Raw genomic sequence first — 14,844 nt, 5'->3', positions numbered from 1 at the left:
AAGACATTAATGATAAATTCTTCATTATACTTTGATATTAGCTTTACATCCTCTTTCCAATCCACCTGAGCTTGTTTACCGGGTAATGTCTCAAATCTTGGATGTCCTTTAGACTTGGCTGTAGGCTTTAAATCATTATTCTTAATATATTTGTTAAAGTTGGAATATCCTCCAACATCATAACCCTTGTCCAAGAAATATTCATAGATAGCCTTTACTTTAATTCCCTTAATCTGTAACTTCTCAATTATTTCATCCTTATACTTATCTAATTTACTTGTTTTATTTCTAGTTTTAGGTTTTCCTTCATATCCTTCATAATATTTTTTTACGGTTCTTCTATCCAAGCCATATTGTCTTGCTAAATCAGAAAAATTAGGTTTTAGATCCATAAGTTTTATTATATTTAACTGTGCTCTTAAGCTACATTCCATTGCTATCCCTCCCTAAAATCAGGATAGCAAGAATGTACACTTTTGTACATTCTTATTTTCCATTAATTGTACATTTTCATTTTACCATTTACATATAATATTAAAAACGGTAGGGAGTTAAATTATCATGTAAATATGGAAGTGGAATTAATTGAAAGATATTTTCAATCAAAAATTTATGCAGTATCTATGCATAAACCTTCTAGATGGATAATTGAAAATGATATTAAATTGGATAATTATATAAACACCTATAGTAAAAAATATTTGAAGGATTTTAAATATATTTCCGATTCTAGAATGGAGTGGAGGGAACAATGTATTTGTAAAACAATTGAAAGCCGTATATATAACAAACTTCATGTACTAATTCACCCTCTATCCTGGAGTTATAAAGAAATATCTTTAGATAAAAAGGTTATTCAATTTATGGCTTACAAAGCGAGGAAAATGGATAAGGATTTATCTGATAATATTTCAGTATATGTGTAAATGATAAAATGAAAATACACAAAAATTAGAATCTCAAAATGCACAGATTTGTACATTTTTCTAGTATAATATTTCTAAAATGATTGGAGGGATATTATGCGGAAAGATGTATTAAATCAAATAAAGTTACTCAAGGAGGAGATAGATGTATTGAATAAAAGCGAATTAGCTAGAAGATTTAACTGTGATAGAAGAACAATAGACAAATATATTAAAGATTCAAGCAGTAAATCTAGAAAACCACGAGAAATTAAAAAGAAAGTAGATGATTTTAAAGAAATAATTATTGATAAAGTTGATAATTATGGATGCAGTTCAATGGCAGTATTTAAATTTATCCAAAAGAAAGGATATAGCGGTGGTTATCATACAGTAAATAATTTTGTAAATAACCATAAGAAAGCAGAAATAAAGAAAGCCACAATGCGATTTGATACTACTCCAGGTCTACAAGCTCAAGTAGATTGGAAGGAAAGTATTAGGATGGTTAATAGGCAAGGTGAATTTTTAGAAGTTAATATTTTTTTAATGGTTCTTGGTTATTCTCGAATTAAATATTTAAAATTAACCGTTGATAGAACACAAAAAACATTATTTGAATGTCTATATGATGGATTTGAATATTTTGGAGGTGTACCTAAGGAGATATTGTTCGATAATATGTCAACTGTCGTAGATAGAAGTAGGACAACCTTTAAAAATATAGCAATAAATAATATGTTTAAGCATTTTGCAATGGATGCTGGATTTGAAGTAATAACTTGTAGACCATATAGACCTGAAACTAAAGGAGTAGAAACATTAGCTAAATTGGTAGATAGATTAATGGTATACAATGAAGAATTTGATACTTTTGATGATTTAGAGAAAATAGTGGAATTATTTAATTATGATATAAACAATGAAATTTCACAGGCTACAAATGAAGTTCCATTCATAAGATTTTTAAAAGAAAAAGAGTATTTAAACCCTTTACCAAATATGGATATCCTTCTATCATATTTCCACCACGAAAAAGAATATAAGGTATCTAAAGAATCAATGATTAGATATAAAGGGAAAAAATACTCAGTACCTACAAAATATATAGGTAATTATGTCACAGTATCAGAAATAGAAACTGAATTATATATCTATTATACTAAAGATTTAATTGCTTGTCATAAGATTAGTGAAAAACTTCTTCACTATCAGAAAGAACATGCAAAAGAAATACTTAAATCAGATGCATTTAAACACTATTCTGATGAAGAAATAGAAGATTTTATAGAAAATAATTTAAAAAATATGGATATATTTTTGGGAGAGTGATTAGTTGAGCAACTATAACAAACTTCTTAATAATTTAGAAGCACTCAAATTAGAGAAATTCAGAAGTTATTTGCCTAACTATTTAGAGGAAATAACTAAAAAAGAAATTCCTTTTACAGAAGCTTTACTAGAATTAACTGAAAAAGAGTTAGATTTTAGAAATGAGAGGGCTTCAAAGATTCAAATATCAGTATCAGCCTTTCCATTTGAAAAAACCTTAAAAGACTTTGATTTTGATTTTCAGCCTTCAATAAATAAAACTCAGCTTTTAGACTTAGAGAGTTTAAGATTTATTGAAAATAAAGAGAATATACTGTTTTTTGGAACTTCTGGCGTTGGGAAAACTCACTTAGCTGTAGCATTAGGAATCGCTGCAGCTAAAAAGAGATATCTAACATACTTTATATCCTGTCATGACTTGATAATGCAATTAAATAAGGCTCATGCAGAAAACAGATTAGAAACCAAGTTAAAACATTTTTCTAAATACAAGTTGTTAATTATTGATGAAATAGGCTATTTGCCAATTGATAAACAAGGGGCCAACTTACTATTTCAATTGATAAATAAGAGGTATGAAAAGAATTCAACTATAATTACTACAAACCAGCCTTTTAGTAAATGGGGTGAGGTTTTCTCTGATGTCACATTGGCTAACGCCATTCTTGACAGATTAATACATCACTCAAGCATTATTAAAATTACAGGACCTTCTTATAGGTTAAAAGGAAAAATGGATTTATTAGAAAGCAAAAAAAGTAGTAATAATTAATTCTAATAATTGTACATTTTGAGATTCTAAAAATTGTACATTTTTGAGTTGACATTTACAAGTATATGAAAGATTCTTTAATTGATTATCACAAAGAACAATATATTTTTAGAATAGTTAAAATATAAAACGGGGGAATGTCATGTATGATAAGAAACAAAGATATAGAGAATTTAGTGAAAAGGAAAAGACAATGCCAATATTCTCCAAAGGCTGGTGGATGGATGCAGTATGTAGGGATAGCTGGGATGTTATTTTAATTGAGGAAAACAACGAGATTATTGGGGCCTTACCCTATTGTTTTACGGAATATGAAGGAATTAAGAAAATTCAAAAGGCAGTATTAACTCAAAATAATGGGGTTTTGATAAAGTATCCTGAAAGTTTAAAATATGATACAAAACTATCCCATGAGAAAAAGATAATGAATTTAATTATCGATGAAATAGAAAGTCTAAATATTAATAGGTATCAACAGTATTTTCACTATTCAATAACCAATTGGCTACCTTTTTATTGGAGAGGATATTCTCAAACCACCAGATATACCTATGTAATCGAAGACACATCTGATTTAGAAACTTTATATAATAGATTTAATTCAAATGTTAGAAAAAACTTAAGAAAAGCCACAAAACAGTTAGAAGTAAGGGAGGATATGGGAGTTGAGGATTTTTACCATATGAATAAAATGACCTTTGATAGACAGGGTATAGAAATACCCTATTCTTTAGAGTTAATAAGAAGAGTTGATAACGAATGTAGTAAAAGGAAGGTTAATAAAATATATTATTGTGTAGATGATAATTTTAATATCCATTCGGCTATTTATTTAGTATGGGATGATGAATCTGTTTATTATCTAATGTCTGGTTCAAACCCTTTATATAGGAGCTCTCAATCCTTAACTCTACTTATTTATGAAGGAATAAAATTAGCAAATAGACTAGGAAAGAAGTTTGATTTTGAGGGGAGTATGAAGGAGAATATAGAAAGATTTTTTAGACAATTTGGTCCGATACAAAAACCCTATCATAATATCTATAAAGAATTTAATACTAAAAATAACAATGGTATGGGAATCAATTTGTCGGGAGAGTTATAATGGAAAGAAAAATTGCATTTATTGGTACCGGTGGAATGTTTACAAAAATTGTTCTAGAAGAACTTTTAAAGAATGATATATCCATAGAGTTAGTCATTATTAATATTAAAAAAGATTCTAAAGAAATTCCATTAAGCCTTCAACTTTGCGAAAAATATTGTATTAAATACTTCATTACAGATAATATAAATTCTATAACGGTGACTAACAATTTAAATGAACACGGAATAGATTTAGCTTGCGTTGGTAGTTTACATCAAATAATAAAGGTAGAAATATTTAGCATCCCAGAGGATGGAATGATAAATTTACACCCAAGCTATCTCCCATATTACCAAGGACCAAATCCTTGGTTTTGGATGATAAAAAATAATGAAGATATTTTTGGTGCATCTATACATTTTATTGCAGAGGATATAGATAAAGGTGAATTGATAATTAGAGAACGAATCAATTTGAAACATATTGTAGATGGTAATTTAATTTTTCTAAAAGTATCAATGTTAGGTGCAAAATTACTGGTGAAAGTGTTGAAAGAGTATAAGACAACCGGAGTAATGATGGAATCTAATGTTCCAGAGTATGAGTTAGAAAAAGGTTTCTATAACAAAAAACCTACTATATATGATTATAGGTTAAACTTAAAAGATGAAAGGCCTTCAATAAATTACAAATTTATAAATAGGGTCGTCAGATGGGGTATTCCTTGGTTTTTAAAGGAGGATAAGATTATCACTGTAATAAAAGCAGTTGAATTTTACGAAAACCTACGCTATGATTATAAAGTTCTTTTTAAAAATAAATTTATTGAAGTATATAATAGATATGGAAAACTAGTTTTGCTAGGCAAAGGGCATTAGTTTATGGCAATTAAGAAGGTATGGAGTCTCCATACCTTCTAGATTATTAATGATTTAAATTTTTCTTCAATAGCCTCTCTAATAATTTTTTCTCCCCTTATATTTTTTATAAATACATGGTTAAACCTGTCAGAGGAATATATCTTTAAGTCCTTATCTACACAATTCTGTATAAATGATAAATATGAGTTAAGGTGATTATCATTAAATTTCACTATATTATATAAATCTTTTTTAAAAGTAAATGTGGAACTTCCAATACTTTTTGTATACCTATATTCTTGTCCAGGATTATTTAATGATATTCTGTTATTATCTACCAAATATTCATAAATAGTTTTTTTACCTGCTATATAGGCTTTTGAATAAATAAAGGTATTCATCATATCAGTTAAATAATTTGCTCCATAGAAAGAATTACTGTCAAAGATTGAAATATAATCGTATTTGGATTTTTCGATTCCTAGGTTTAAAGCTGTTCCTAAGGAAGGGTGACTAGGAACCCTTAATAGAACTATATCATCATGTTCTTTAATTACCTTATTCCACTTTTTAAAGTCCTTTGTTTTATCCCCTTTAATCAGTATTAATTCTTTAGGAGTGTAATTTTGAGATACAAAATTACCTAGTATATTATCTATAATTGAATCAGAATCCACATAGGAAATTATAGAAACACCTTTTGATTTTTTGCTATTTTTTGCTAAACCGATAGTATTAAGAAGAGTGTTAAACCTTTGTTCATATGTGTGATTGCTAAACACCCTTCTTTGACCCAATAAAGATAATTTATCTCTTAGCTCTTTATTCTCTAATAATTTTTTTAAATATTTTTCTGTATCTTCCTCCGAATTTGAAATCATTACAATATCCTTAAAATAATTTTCAATTCCAGGATTGTAACTGCTAATAACTGGAATTCCACAAGCTAGTAGTTCATAGATCCTTCTGGCGAAGGCAGTAGGACTAATATCATCGGAATTTACGTTTAAGAATATATCATATTTTTTATATTCTTTAACCATTTCTTCATAATCTAATCCTTTTCTAATATAGGGCTTATATTCCTCTGGAAAAGCAAATTGTTCATTATTTAAATAGGAAAATCGGTTATATATAGTTAATCCATGTTTTTTAGCAGGCCTTAACAAATTATGCATATACTTACCTCTTTTTTCAAATTTTTTATACCAACTACCTGCAAAAGCAATCTTACCTGTTTTTCTTATATCTTTTTCTATTGGATTGTGAAGTTTAGGTTGGGCTGCTAATGGTAATAAATAGACATTATTATGGCCTAATATTTTTTTATGTTTTGGAATACAGTTTATATCAGTGGTATAAACATATTCAAAGTGTTTGCTGGCTTCAATAAAGATATAAAAATCAGTAGGATCTTCCTTTGCCCAAAATACAGTAGGAATACTATTTTCTTTGCAATAGCTGATAAGATTGATTAAAGTTTTGTCCCTAAATTTCTCCATATTGGCAATTTTATTTATCCATTCATAATTATAACCTTCCCAAGCGGATTCAACGAATAATAGATCAGGCTTAATTCTGTCAATTACTTCTTTCCAATTATTAACTCCTAGTTGGTAAAAATCACTTTCATATTTAAGGCAATCATAGCTAAATCTATCTAGTATACAAGCAATCTTGATTTTTTCTATTTTATCCTTTTTCACGCTTTCTACTTTCTTTACGAAATAATTTTTATTAATCCGTTTAATTATATGTTCTATATAAATATTCTTATTATTATTCATTAATAGATTTCCTTTCTTAATCAACAGTATTGTTAGCATAGGAAATGTAATCTTCAACTTTTCCAATAACTTTACAGTACTTATCCATGAATTCATCATCAGTTATTTTCCAAGTATGATTCTTTTTTAAAGGATGGCGAAAATAAACATGGTGATATTTATCCGTGGAATAAATCAGAATATTGTTTTTTATACAGTCCTGGCAAAAATATACGTCTTCTGCAAGGGACATGTTTCTAAATTTAACCTTATCAAAAATTTCTTTTTTAAAAACGAGGGTTGAACCATTGGCAAATCTAACATATCGGTTTTCTTGATTAGGGGTTCTAATTGCTAAGATGTTTTTTTCAACAAAATAAACAAAATTTGCTGCTTTACCTAGAACCTTTGCATTAGTACTTTCAAAGTATTTAACAGTACTAGATATATATTTAGGACCATAGTAATCATCATCATCAAATTTTGCAATTATATGGTATTGGCATTTATCTACTGCAAAATTTAAACATTTGCCTAAAGAAATTTTTTCCGATAGTTTAAATATTTTAACTCCTTCATGCTCTTCAATAATATTTGACCACTTTTCTAAATCGATTGAGTCTTTATTAATAATTATAATTAATTCTTTTTTCCAATAATCCTGTCTAATAAAATTTGCTAATATGTTATCAAGGGTATCTGCTTTATTTGTACATGTAATTATAGAAACTCCCCCAAGGGATTTTAATTTCTTTTCTTCTAATCTTTTTTTTATAAAATTATAAATATAATCTTTATACGAATTTTTATATGAACTTTTCATATAGCCAACTCCTTTCTTTGTCCCTAATTCATTGTATGGATTTGCTTAAAATATGTAACCCTTCTATAAAGAAAGAATATATTTATACTATAGAGGGGAGAGGATGGCGAAATGGATTACAAACATTATATTTGTGTATTTAAATCGAAAAACATGGCTGTTTATATGCTTACGATTTTAGAAAGATTAGGGCATAAAAATTTCCAGCTTATATCCACACCTTGTGGAATAAAAGCCGGATGTAGTTATTCTATTAAATTTAGCAATATGAGATATTTTACTATTATAGAGAGAGAAGCTATTAAGATTGGAGCTGAAATAGAAGGGGTCTATTTAGCTGAACGAAGGAATGGAAGAAGAATTATAAAAAAAGTAATTATTTAAATAATTTATCGAAGAAGGAACTTTTTTTATTCATTAGTATTTCTAGTATATATTCTACATTTTTTTCTATTTTCTTCTGGGAATTTATATTTTCTGATAGAATAAAGTTAACTGTTTGTTGCATATTGAGAAGCTCATCTATTTTAGCTTCTATATTTTCAAGCCTATCTTTTTCTATAGTCTCTTTCATATCTTCCTCAGTATTTGAAAGCTCTATATCGGATGGCATAAAATAATCTAGGAAAATAAAGTCTAAATCTTTTTCTATAGAAGCATATATATGATTGATCTTAATATCCTTAGAGTCTCGCAAGTAATTGGAAATTTTAATAAGTTTAGTATTTGAAAAGTTAATTTGATTATCCTCTCCATGGTACCAAGTATTACCATAATCTGCTGAGTAAATATATCCTATACTATCAGATTTATTGTATATAATTTTTAAAAGTCCCTTTTCCTCAAAGATTATTGGATAATTACTGCAATTGGGTATATATGGGATTTTAACTTGATTCCATATATATTTTCTTTCACCATCTGAACCAAATCTACTATATTTTAATATACGATTTCTGTCTAAATCTTCTAACCACAGGGAATGAATATTATTCTTAGTGTCCACAAAAATATACGGAAAAATTTTGTTGATATTAGATGTACTTATTTTTTGAGGAGAAGGATTCCACTTTTTAGCATAAGTATTATAAAAAGTATGGTAAATTTGAGAAATATAACCTTCAACAGAGTTATATATTAATTGAATATTTCCTAGACTATCCCTGTCAATAATATAAGAGGCAGTATTTTTGTTAGAAGCAAATTTTACTACAATATTTTGCTCCCAACTTTGATTGTAACCTGTTACGTGTTGAATGGTCCAAAGCTTAGAGTTAATTAAATTAGCGTAACCATATATTATATCTATATTGTTACTTTCTGCTAAGATATTTATATCCCCATATACTTTTGATTGTAAATCAAATTTAGCAATTATTGCATTAGACCAATTTCCATTTTCATAAAGGGAGTAGTTTAGTTCTCCAGATTTCATTAAAGCGATTAAATGAATTTTATCACTTGTATCAATATCTATATCATATTTTAAAACATTGTCTTTATGAAGAAGGAACCTGTTTAGTATCTGAGAAGAACTATCTAATAAAGTATATTCTAATCCTCCTTGAGAATTCAACCCAAATAAGATAAACTCTTCTTTTGAATTTAAAACTAATTGATTAGATCTAAAAAAAATTTTCATTTAAATCCCTCCTATAAATAGTAAAAATTAGCACAAATATATTCTTAGTTCATAATATGTAATTGAAAGTTAAATTATTAAAGGTAAAGGAGTGAAAGGGATGAAAGAATTAAATGTAGAAGATTTAGGAAAAATACTAGAGGTTATGGACACGGATTGCGTTATAGTAGATAAAGTATTTGCCAGCTGTCAACAAAGAGAGTGTTTTCCCCAAGTAGAAGTGGATTTAAAGGGAAAGACTTTTCAAGACATTAAGTTTAAACCTGGCTTTATCGTTCCAAATACATTAAAGGTGACGGATATAGATAATACACCTAATTTTAAAAGAGTAAGATTTACATTAAGGATTCCTTTTAAAGTAATAACTACGGAAGGCAAGGAAATAGAGGGATTTTTACCAGATATTCTAAAGGATATTATCCTATTTATTCCTGATGCAAGGGATGAATTCGAATTTAGAATAGTTGTTGAGACCAGTTCCCAGATATTAGGTCAACCTATTCAAACTGAAAATACTTTAACTTTTGCAGCAGGTGTATTTATAATAGTTAAGGTAGTAGGAACCGTTCAACTATTAATCCCAACTTTTGGTTACTGTCCTCCACCAGAGTTCTGTGAAGAATTTAGTCCAGAAGATGTTTGTGATAATTTCGATTATTTACCATTACCTGATTTTTTCCCACCTCAATTTGGGGATCTGTACCCAGATGCATAAAATCTATAGAAGTAAACATATAGAATATATTTGCAAATTTTATTATTAAAATGCTTCGAAGGAAGCATTTTTTTTGTTTCCTAAGGAAGAAAAGCTCTACTTGGAAAAATTTTATAATAGGTCCTAAAACAAATTTAGATTTTTAATGATGATCTATGAAAAGTATAATAATTTGAATGTTGACAAAGATACTAGGGTATAATATACTTATTAGAGAATACCAAGCATTTTAGTTGGAATTAAAAGAGGTGGTTAAATGAGGCTGTCAACTAGGGGAAGATATGGACTAAAGGCTATGTTCCAATTAGCTCTCCATTATGGTGAAGGACCTATACCCTTGAATAGTATAGCCAGTGCACAAGAACTTTCGGAAAACTATTTAGAGCAATTGGTTTCTACCTTAAGGAAATCTGGTTTATTAAATAGTGTTAGAGGTGCCCAAGGCGGGTATATGTTAGCTAAGTCCCCTGAAGATATTACTGTTGGAAATATACTTAGAGCTCTGGAAGGTGATATGGCTCCAGCTGATTGTGTTATCGACAATTCTAATGGCTGCGAAAAGGAGGAAAATTGCGTTACTAAATTGGTTTGGATGCGTATGAGGGATAGTATTAATCAAGTTATTGACTCCATATCATTGCAGGATATGCTCGACGAACAAGCAAAAATGGAATCAAAACAAAGAGAAGCTTAGGAGGAATGGTTATGGGAAAATATGTATATATGGACAACTCAGCAACAACACCAGTAAAACAGGAGGTTTTAGATGAAATGCTTCCATATTTTACAGAAAAATATGGAAATCCATCAAGTATATATACCTTGGGGAGCCAGTCTAGAAACGCAGTAGAGATATCTAGGGAAAAAGTTGCAAAAGCCCTAAATGCTAAAACCAATGAAATCTTCTTTACTGCTGGTGGTTCTGAAGCTGATAATTGGGCTCTTAAAGGTGTGGCTTATGCTAATAGAAAAAAAGGGAATCATATTATTACTTCAAAGATTGAACACCATGGTATACTTCATACATGTGAATATTTAGAAAAACAAGGATTTCGAATAACTTACTTAGATGTAGATGAATATGGAATTATAGATTTAAAAGAACTGGAGAAAACTATTACTGATGAGACCATATTGATTTCCATTATGTTTGCCAACAATGAAATAGGGACAATTCAACCTATTAAGGAAATCGGAAGAATAGCTAAAGATAAGGGCATATACTTCCATACAGATGCAGTTCAAGCTGTTGGACATATTAAAATAGACGTGGATGAGCTTAATATAGACTTGTTATCCTTAGCTGCCCATAAATTTTATGGACCAAAAGGGGTAGGGGCTTTATATATCAGACAAGGCGTAAAGATAGACCCATTAATTTCTGGTGGGGCACAGGAAAGAAATCGTAGAGCAGGAACGGAAAATGTTCCTGGAATTGTAGGCATGGGGAAAGCTATTGAACTGGCTTATGAAAATTTGGATGAGAAGAACGATAAATTGATTAGATTAAGGGATAGAATGATTAACAAAATCTTTGATAAAATTGATCATGTAAGACTTAATGGTCATCCTACCAATAGATTACCTGGGAATGTAAATGTTTGTTTTGAATTTATAGAGGGAGAGTCTTTGTTACTTAGTTTAGATATGGCTGGAATTGCAGGCTCCAGTGGTTCTGCTTGTACTTCAGGCACATTAGAACCATCCCATGTTTTATTGGCTATTGGTTTGCCCCATGAAATAGCCCATGGTTCTCTAAGATTATCTTTAGGCGATTTCAATACAGAAGAAGAAGTGGACTATGTGGTAGAAAAGCTAATAGAGATTGTAGCTAGACTAAGGTCTATGTCACCTTTATATGAGAAAGTTAAGGAGGTCAAATAAATGTATTCAGAAAAGGTTATGGAACATTTTCAAAATCCAAGGAATGTTGGAGAAATAGAGAATGCTGACGGAGTAGGACAAGTAGGAAACCCACGATGTGGTGATATAATGAAAATGTATTTAAAGATAGAAGATGGAATTATTAAAGATGTCAAGTTTAAAACTTTTGGCTGTGGTTCTGCAATTGCTTCATCTAGTATGGCAACAGAATTAATCAAAGGAAAAACCATAGATGAAGCCATGGAAATTACTAACAAAAAGGTAGCGGAGGCATTAGATGGGCTACCACCTATAAAAATGCATTGTTCTGTTTTAGCTGAACAAGCTATTAAGGCAGCTCTGCTAGATTATTCAAAAAAGAATAATGTCCATATAGATGGGTTAGAAGATTTTGATCCAGATGAAGATCCCCATCATTAAATATAATATATACCCTCTAATTCCATATATTCAAAAAACTGGGCATTTATTGTAAAATAATTTTGTTCTGTCTATGGAAGAATATATGGTGTAACAAAAAAGAAGAGGGGTATAGAAGTGATAAGGTATAAACAACTAATTACTTTAAATCTAATAGATAAGGAAACAAAAGAGGCTATAGGCAAAATTTTAGATGTAATCTACTCTCCTGATATAAAAAAAATTGATTATATAATTATTAAAAATAACAATCTTATTAAAAACAAGGCTCCTATTCCCTATAGGCATATAAATTTTTTAAATAGTAATCAAGCCTTATATTTAGAAGATATGGAAGTGCTTCAGGAAAAATTAGATGAAGAGATTAAAAATAAATTTAAAATCATAGATAAAGAAATCAGGCTTGAAGATGGGGAATGTGTAGGCTATGTAAAGGATATTGTTATTAATAAAGAGGACGGAACTATTGGTGGTTTTATAATCACAGAAGGATTGTTTGAAGATTTAATGAAGGGTAGAAATTATATTCCTCTCCTGAAAAATACTCTTATTAAGGAAGATGGTATCTATATGCCCTATATAAATTAACAAAATTATCAATATTTACAAAAAATATTTAGAATTAAATATCTTTTAGGTGACAGAATAATAAATATAAAGAATAAAGGAGAGGATGTAGATATGAATAATAATGGCTTTAGAAATGGAGCTTTGTTGGGTAGTATATTAGGCGCTTCCTTAGGAATGTTTTTTGGTACCAGGATGGGGCCTATGCAAAGAAGAAGGATTATGAGGACAGCAAAAAGGGCAAAATCTACTTTATTAAACGGAATGAATTCATTATGGGGATAGGCAGCTAGTGCTGCCTATTAGATTGATAGAGATGGAGACAAGTATTATGAATGTACAATCTTCAATTTTAATGAGAAATTTAATAATAATTATATCCACCCTCTTGATATTAGCTATTTACTATTTAATACATATTGGGAATAGATACGTGGAAGAAGATAAACGGATTAGAATTAATAAGAAGAGGGTATTTCCTGTTCTACTTATATTAATTATAATTTATTCATTCTATTTATTGTCTAAAAAATACGGTATTTTATCTGACACCTTTAAAACCATAATTATTTCAGCGGTTTTAGCTTATCTATTCAACCCAATAATAAATTTTTTTGAAAAACATAAAATATCTAGAGGTTGGGGAGTTTTAATAGTATATATGGTGATTATTGGTATTATAATTATATTATCCTTTTTAGTATTCCCCAAAACTGGAAAAGAAGTAAAAAGGTTTTTAGCCGTTCTTCCTATGTATTTTGAGAAGTTCTCTAATTTTGTGGATGATTTATACTATAAATATTATACAAATATGGATAATATGCCTCCTATTTTGCAGGGAATAGAAGGGGTTATATTGAACAGTTTCCAGAATGTAGAAAATGCAATAATAACAAATATAAGTAGATTTTTTGAAGGAATAATATCAACTTTTTCAAAAATAATTAGTCTCATATTAATTCCTATATTGACCTTCTATTTCTTAAAGGATAAAGAATACTTTAAAACTAAAATATATCTAACTATACCAAAAAAGATGAGAAGGGAAGTTAAGGAAGTATCTCTAGAGATTGATAGGGTTTTGAGCCAATTTATTAGGGGAAGGTTAATATTGGCCATCTATGTGGGGATAGCAACTACTATTCTGTTGATGATCCTAGGAATTGATTTTGCCATAGTTATTGGAATTATAACAGGAGTGGCTGATATAATTCCCTATTTTGGTCCCTTCCTAGGATTTTTGCCAGCTGTATTTTTTGCATTATTAAATAGTCCTATTAAGGCTTTATGGGTTGCAGTGTTATTCGTTGGAATACAATGGATAGAGAATAATGTTTTGGCACCTAAAATTATAGGTGAAACTACAGGTATCCATCCTATTACCATATTATTAGCCTTGATAATAGGTGGCGGATTATTTGGGGTTATGGGGATGATATTTTCTATTCCAGCAGTGGCTGTATTTAAAATATTATTTGGGTTTTTTATAGAGAAGATAAGGATAAGAAACGGGTAGATTAGCTAGATTATAATCTTCTTAGTGTAAAATAATTGTTGGACAAATAAACAAAAAAATATAGAGAATAATCCTCAATTTGATATAATGTAATCGTCGAAATCACAAAAAAGGAGGATATTCTCTATGAATAATATTATACAATTAATAGCAGGAAAAGTTAAGGGTGAAATTGAAGAAAATATAATAAGAGTTCTTGAAGGCGAAGGAAACCTCGATGATATTGTAGATTCAGTTGGAGAAATGGTTAATGATATTGGTATTAAAACTATTCAAGCAATAATTAGTGAATTAAATAGTATTATTAAAAAATCTCCTGAAAGAAGTGGAAAATACCATGTTCATAAAGGAAAAGTTGAAAGAACTTTAATTACTAAATTTGGTGAATTAGAATTTGAAAGGGCATATTATAAAAATATAAATGAAAATAATTATGTATATATTTTAGATGAATTATTGGGGATAGAGAAATACGAAAGAGTTGAGGGGAATTTAAAGGGAGATATTTTAGATAAATCTACTGATGTAAGTTACAAAAAAGCAGCAGAATTATCT

The 14,844-nt window shown here is 29.0% G+C and carries 17 protein-coding genes and 1 pseudogene; 14 read left to right on the top strand and 4 right to left on the bottom strand.

What is annotated here, in order from left to right:
- Nucleotides 1-434, bottom strand: a pseudogene (locus tag CUL_RS19135) (IS21 family transposase); the annotation flags it as partial.
- 135 nt (nucleotides 435-569) lie between these two features.
- Here CUL_RS19135 and CUL_RS0109075 point away from each other — a divergent pair.
- The 5 genes from CUL_RS0109075 (at nucleotide 570) to CUL_RS0109055 (ending at nucleotide 4,974) form a co-directional block, all read left to right on the top strand.
- A complete protein-coding gene (locus tag CUL_RS0109075) occupies nucleotides 570-926 on the top strand; it encodes a hypothetical protein (RefSeq protein WP_025641279.1) in 357 nt (118 codons plus the stop codon).
- A gap of 96 nt (nucleotides 927-1,022) precedes the next feature.
- Nucleotides 1,023-2,237, top strand: a complete 1,215-nt coding sequence (gene istA / locus CUL_RS0109070) for an IS21 family transposase (protein WP_025641277.1) — start codon at nucleotides 1,023-1,025, stop codon at nucleotides 2,235-2,237.
- Between the two features lie 4 nt (nucleotides 2,238-2,241).
- The gene (gene istB, locus CUL_RS0109065) at nucleotides 2,242-3,009 is read left to right on the top strand and encodes an IS21-like element helper ATPase IstB (RefSeq protein WP_025641275.1); all 768 of its coding nucleotides are present in this window, start codon (nucleotides 2,242-2,244) and stop codon (nucleotides 3,007-3,009) included.
- A 142-nt stretch (nucleotides 3,010-3,151) separates the two neighbouring features.
- Nucleotides 3,152-4,114, top strand: coding sequence for a GNAT family N-acetyltransferase (locus CUL_RS0109060; protein WP_025641273.1), 963 nt, complete (start codon nucleotides 3,152-3,154; stop codon nucleotides 4,112-4,114).
- Nucleotides 4,114-4,974, top strand: a complete 861-nt coding sequence (locus CUL_RS0109055) for a formyltransferase family protein (protein WP_025641271.1) — start codon at nucleotides 4,114-4,116, stop codon at nucleotides 4,972-4,974. Before CUL_RS0109060 ends, CUL_RS0109055 begins: the two co-directional genes overlap by 1 nt.
- Nucleotides 4,975-5,012: 38 nt before the next feature.
- On the opposite strand, the gene CUL_RS0109050 is transcribed toward CUL_RS0109055, so the two are convergent.
- A complete protein-coding gene (locus CUL_RS0109050; RefSeq protein ID WP_025641269.1) occupies nucleotides 5,013-6,743 on the bottom strand; it encodes a glycosyltransferase family protein in 1,731 nt (576 codons plus the stop codon).
- Nucleotides 6,744-6,759: 16 nt separating this feature from the next.
- Nucleotides 6,760-7,545, bottom strand: coding sequence for a glycosyltransferase family 2 protein (locus CUL_RS0109045; protein WP_025641267.1), 786 nt, complete (start codon nucleotides 7,543-7,545; stop codon nucleotides 6,760-6,762).
- Nucleotides 7,546-7,656: 111 nt separating this feature from the next.
- Here CUL_RS0109045 and CUL_RS0109040 point away from each other — a divergent pair, with 111 nt between their 5' ends.
- Nucleotides 7,657-7,929: a putative Se/S carrier-like protein gene (locus CUL_RS0109040; protein WP_005587909.1), complete on the top strand. Its 273-nt coding sequence runs from the start codon at nucleotides 7,657-7,659 to the stop codon at nucleotides 7,927-7,929.
- Here CUL_RS0109040 and CUL_RS0109035 read toward each other — a convergent pair.
- Nucleotides 7,922-9,187: a hypothetical protein gene (locus CUL_RS0109035; RefSeq protein WP_025641264.1), complete on the bottom strand. Its 1,266-nt coding sequence runs from the start codon at nucleotides 9,185-9,187 to the stop codon at nucleotides 7,922-7,924. The two genes, CUL_RS0109040 and CUL_RS0109035, sit on opposite strands and share 8 nt — an antisense overlap.
- A 100-nt stretch (nucleotides 9,188-9,287) precedes the next feature.
- Between CUL_RS0109035 and CUL_RS0109030 the strand changes: the two genes are divergently transcribed.
- The 8 genes from CUL_RS0109030 to CUL_RS17070 form a co-directional block, all read left to right on the top strand.
- The gene (locus tag CUL_RS0109030; RefSeq protein ID WP_005587907.1) at nucleotides 9,288-9,902 is read left to right on the top strand and encodes a hypothetical protein; all 615 of its coding nucleotides are present in this window, start codon (nucleotides 9,288-9,290) and stop codon (nucleotides 9,900-9,902) included.
- Nucleotides 9,903-10,158: 256 nt separating this feature from the next.
- Entirely contained in the window at nucleotides 10,159-10,596 is a 438-nt protein-coding gene (locus CUL_RS0109025) for an RrF2 family transcriptional regulator (protein ID WP_025641261.1), read from the top strand.
- 11 nt (nucleotides 10,597-10,607) lie between these two features.
- Entirely contained in the window at nucleotides 10,608-11,786 is a 1,179-nt protein-coding gene (gene nifS / locus CUL_RS0109020) for a cysteine desulfurase NifS (protein WP_025641259.1), read from the top strand.
- Entirely contained in the window at nucleotides 11,787-12,206 is a 420-nt protein-coding gene (nifU, locus tag CUL_RS0109015; RefSeq protein WP_005587904.1) for a Fe-S cluster assembly scaffold protein NifU, read from the top strand.
- 117 nt (nucleotides 12,207-12,323) lie between these two features.
- Nucleotides 12,324-12,794 carry a PRC-barrel domain-containing protein gene (locus CUL_RS0109010; RefSeq protein WP_005587903.1) on the top strand — a complete coding sequence of 157 codons (471 nt, stop codon included), beginning with the start codon at nucleotides 12,324-12,326 and terminating at the stop codon, nucleotides 12,792-12,794.
- Between the two features lie 93 nt (nucleotides 12,795-12,887).
- Nucleotides 12,888-13,058, top strand: coding sequence for a YtxH domain-containing protein (locus CUL_RS18670; protein WP_005587902.1), 171 nt, complete (start codon nucleotides 12,888-12,890; stop codon nucleotides 13,056-13,058).
- A gap of 46 nt (nucleotides 13,059-13,104) precedes the next feature.
- Nucleotides 13,105-14,289 carry an AI-2E family transporter gene (locus tag CUL_RS0109000; RefSeq protein ID WP_035143036.1) on the top strand — a complete coding sequence of 395 codons (1,185 nt, stop codon included), beginning with the start codon at nucleotides 13,105-13,107 and terminating at the stop codon, nucleotides 14,287-14,289.
- 126 nt (nucleotides 14,290-14,415) lie between these two features.
- Nucleotides 14,416-14,844 (top strand): UPF0236 family transposase-like protein (locus CUL_RS17070; protein ID WP_025641254.1); only part of this gene is annotated, 429 nt, incomplete at its 3' end.

Source organism: [Clostridium] ultunense DSM 10521 (genome assembly GCF_000511955.1).
GTDB classification, from domain to species: domain Bacteria; phylum Bacillota; class Clostridia; order Tissierellales; family Tepidimicrobiaceae; genus Schnuerera; species Schnuerera ultunensis.
The sequence above is the reverse complement of the archived record's forward strand: the minus strand, read 5'-3'. Positions and strand labels throughout refer to the sequence as shown.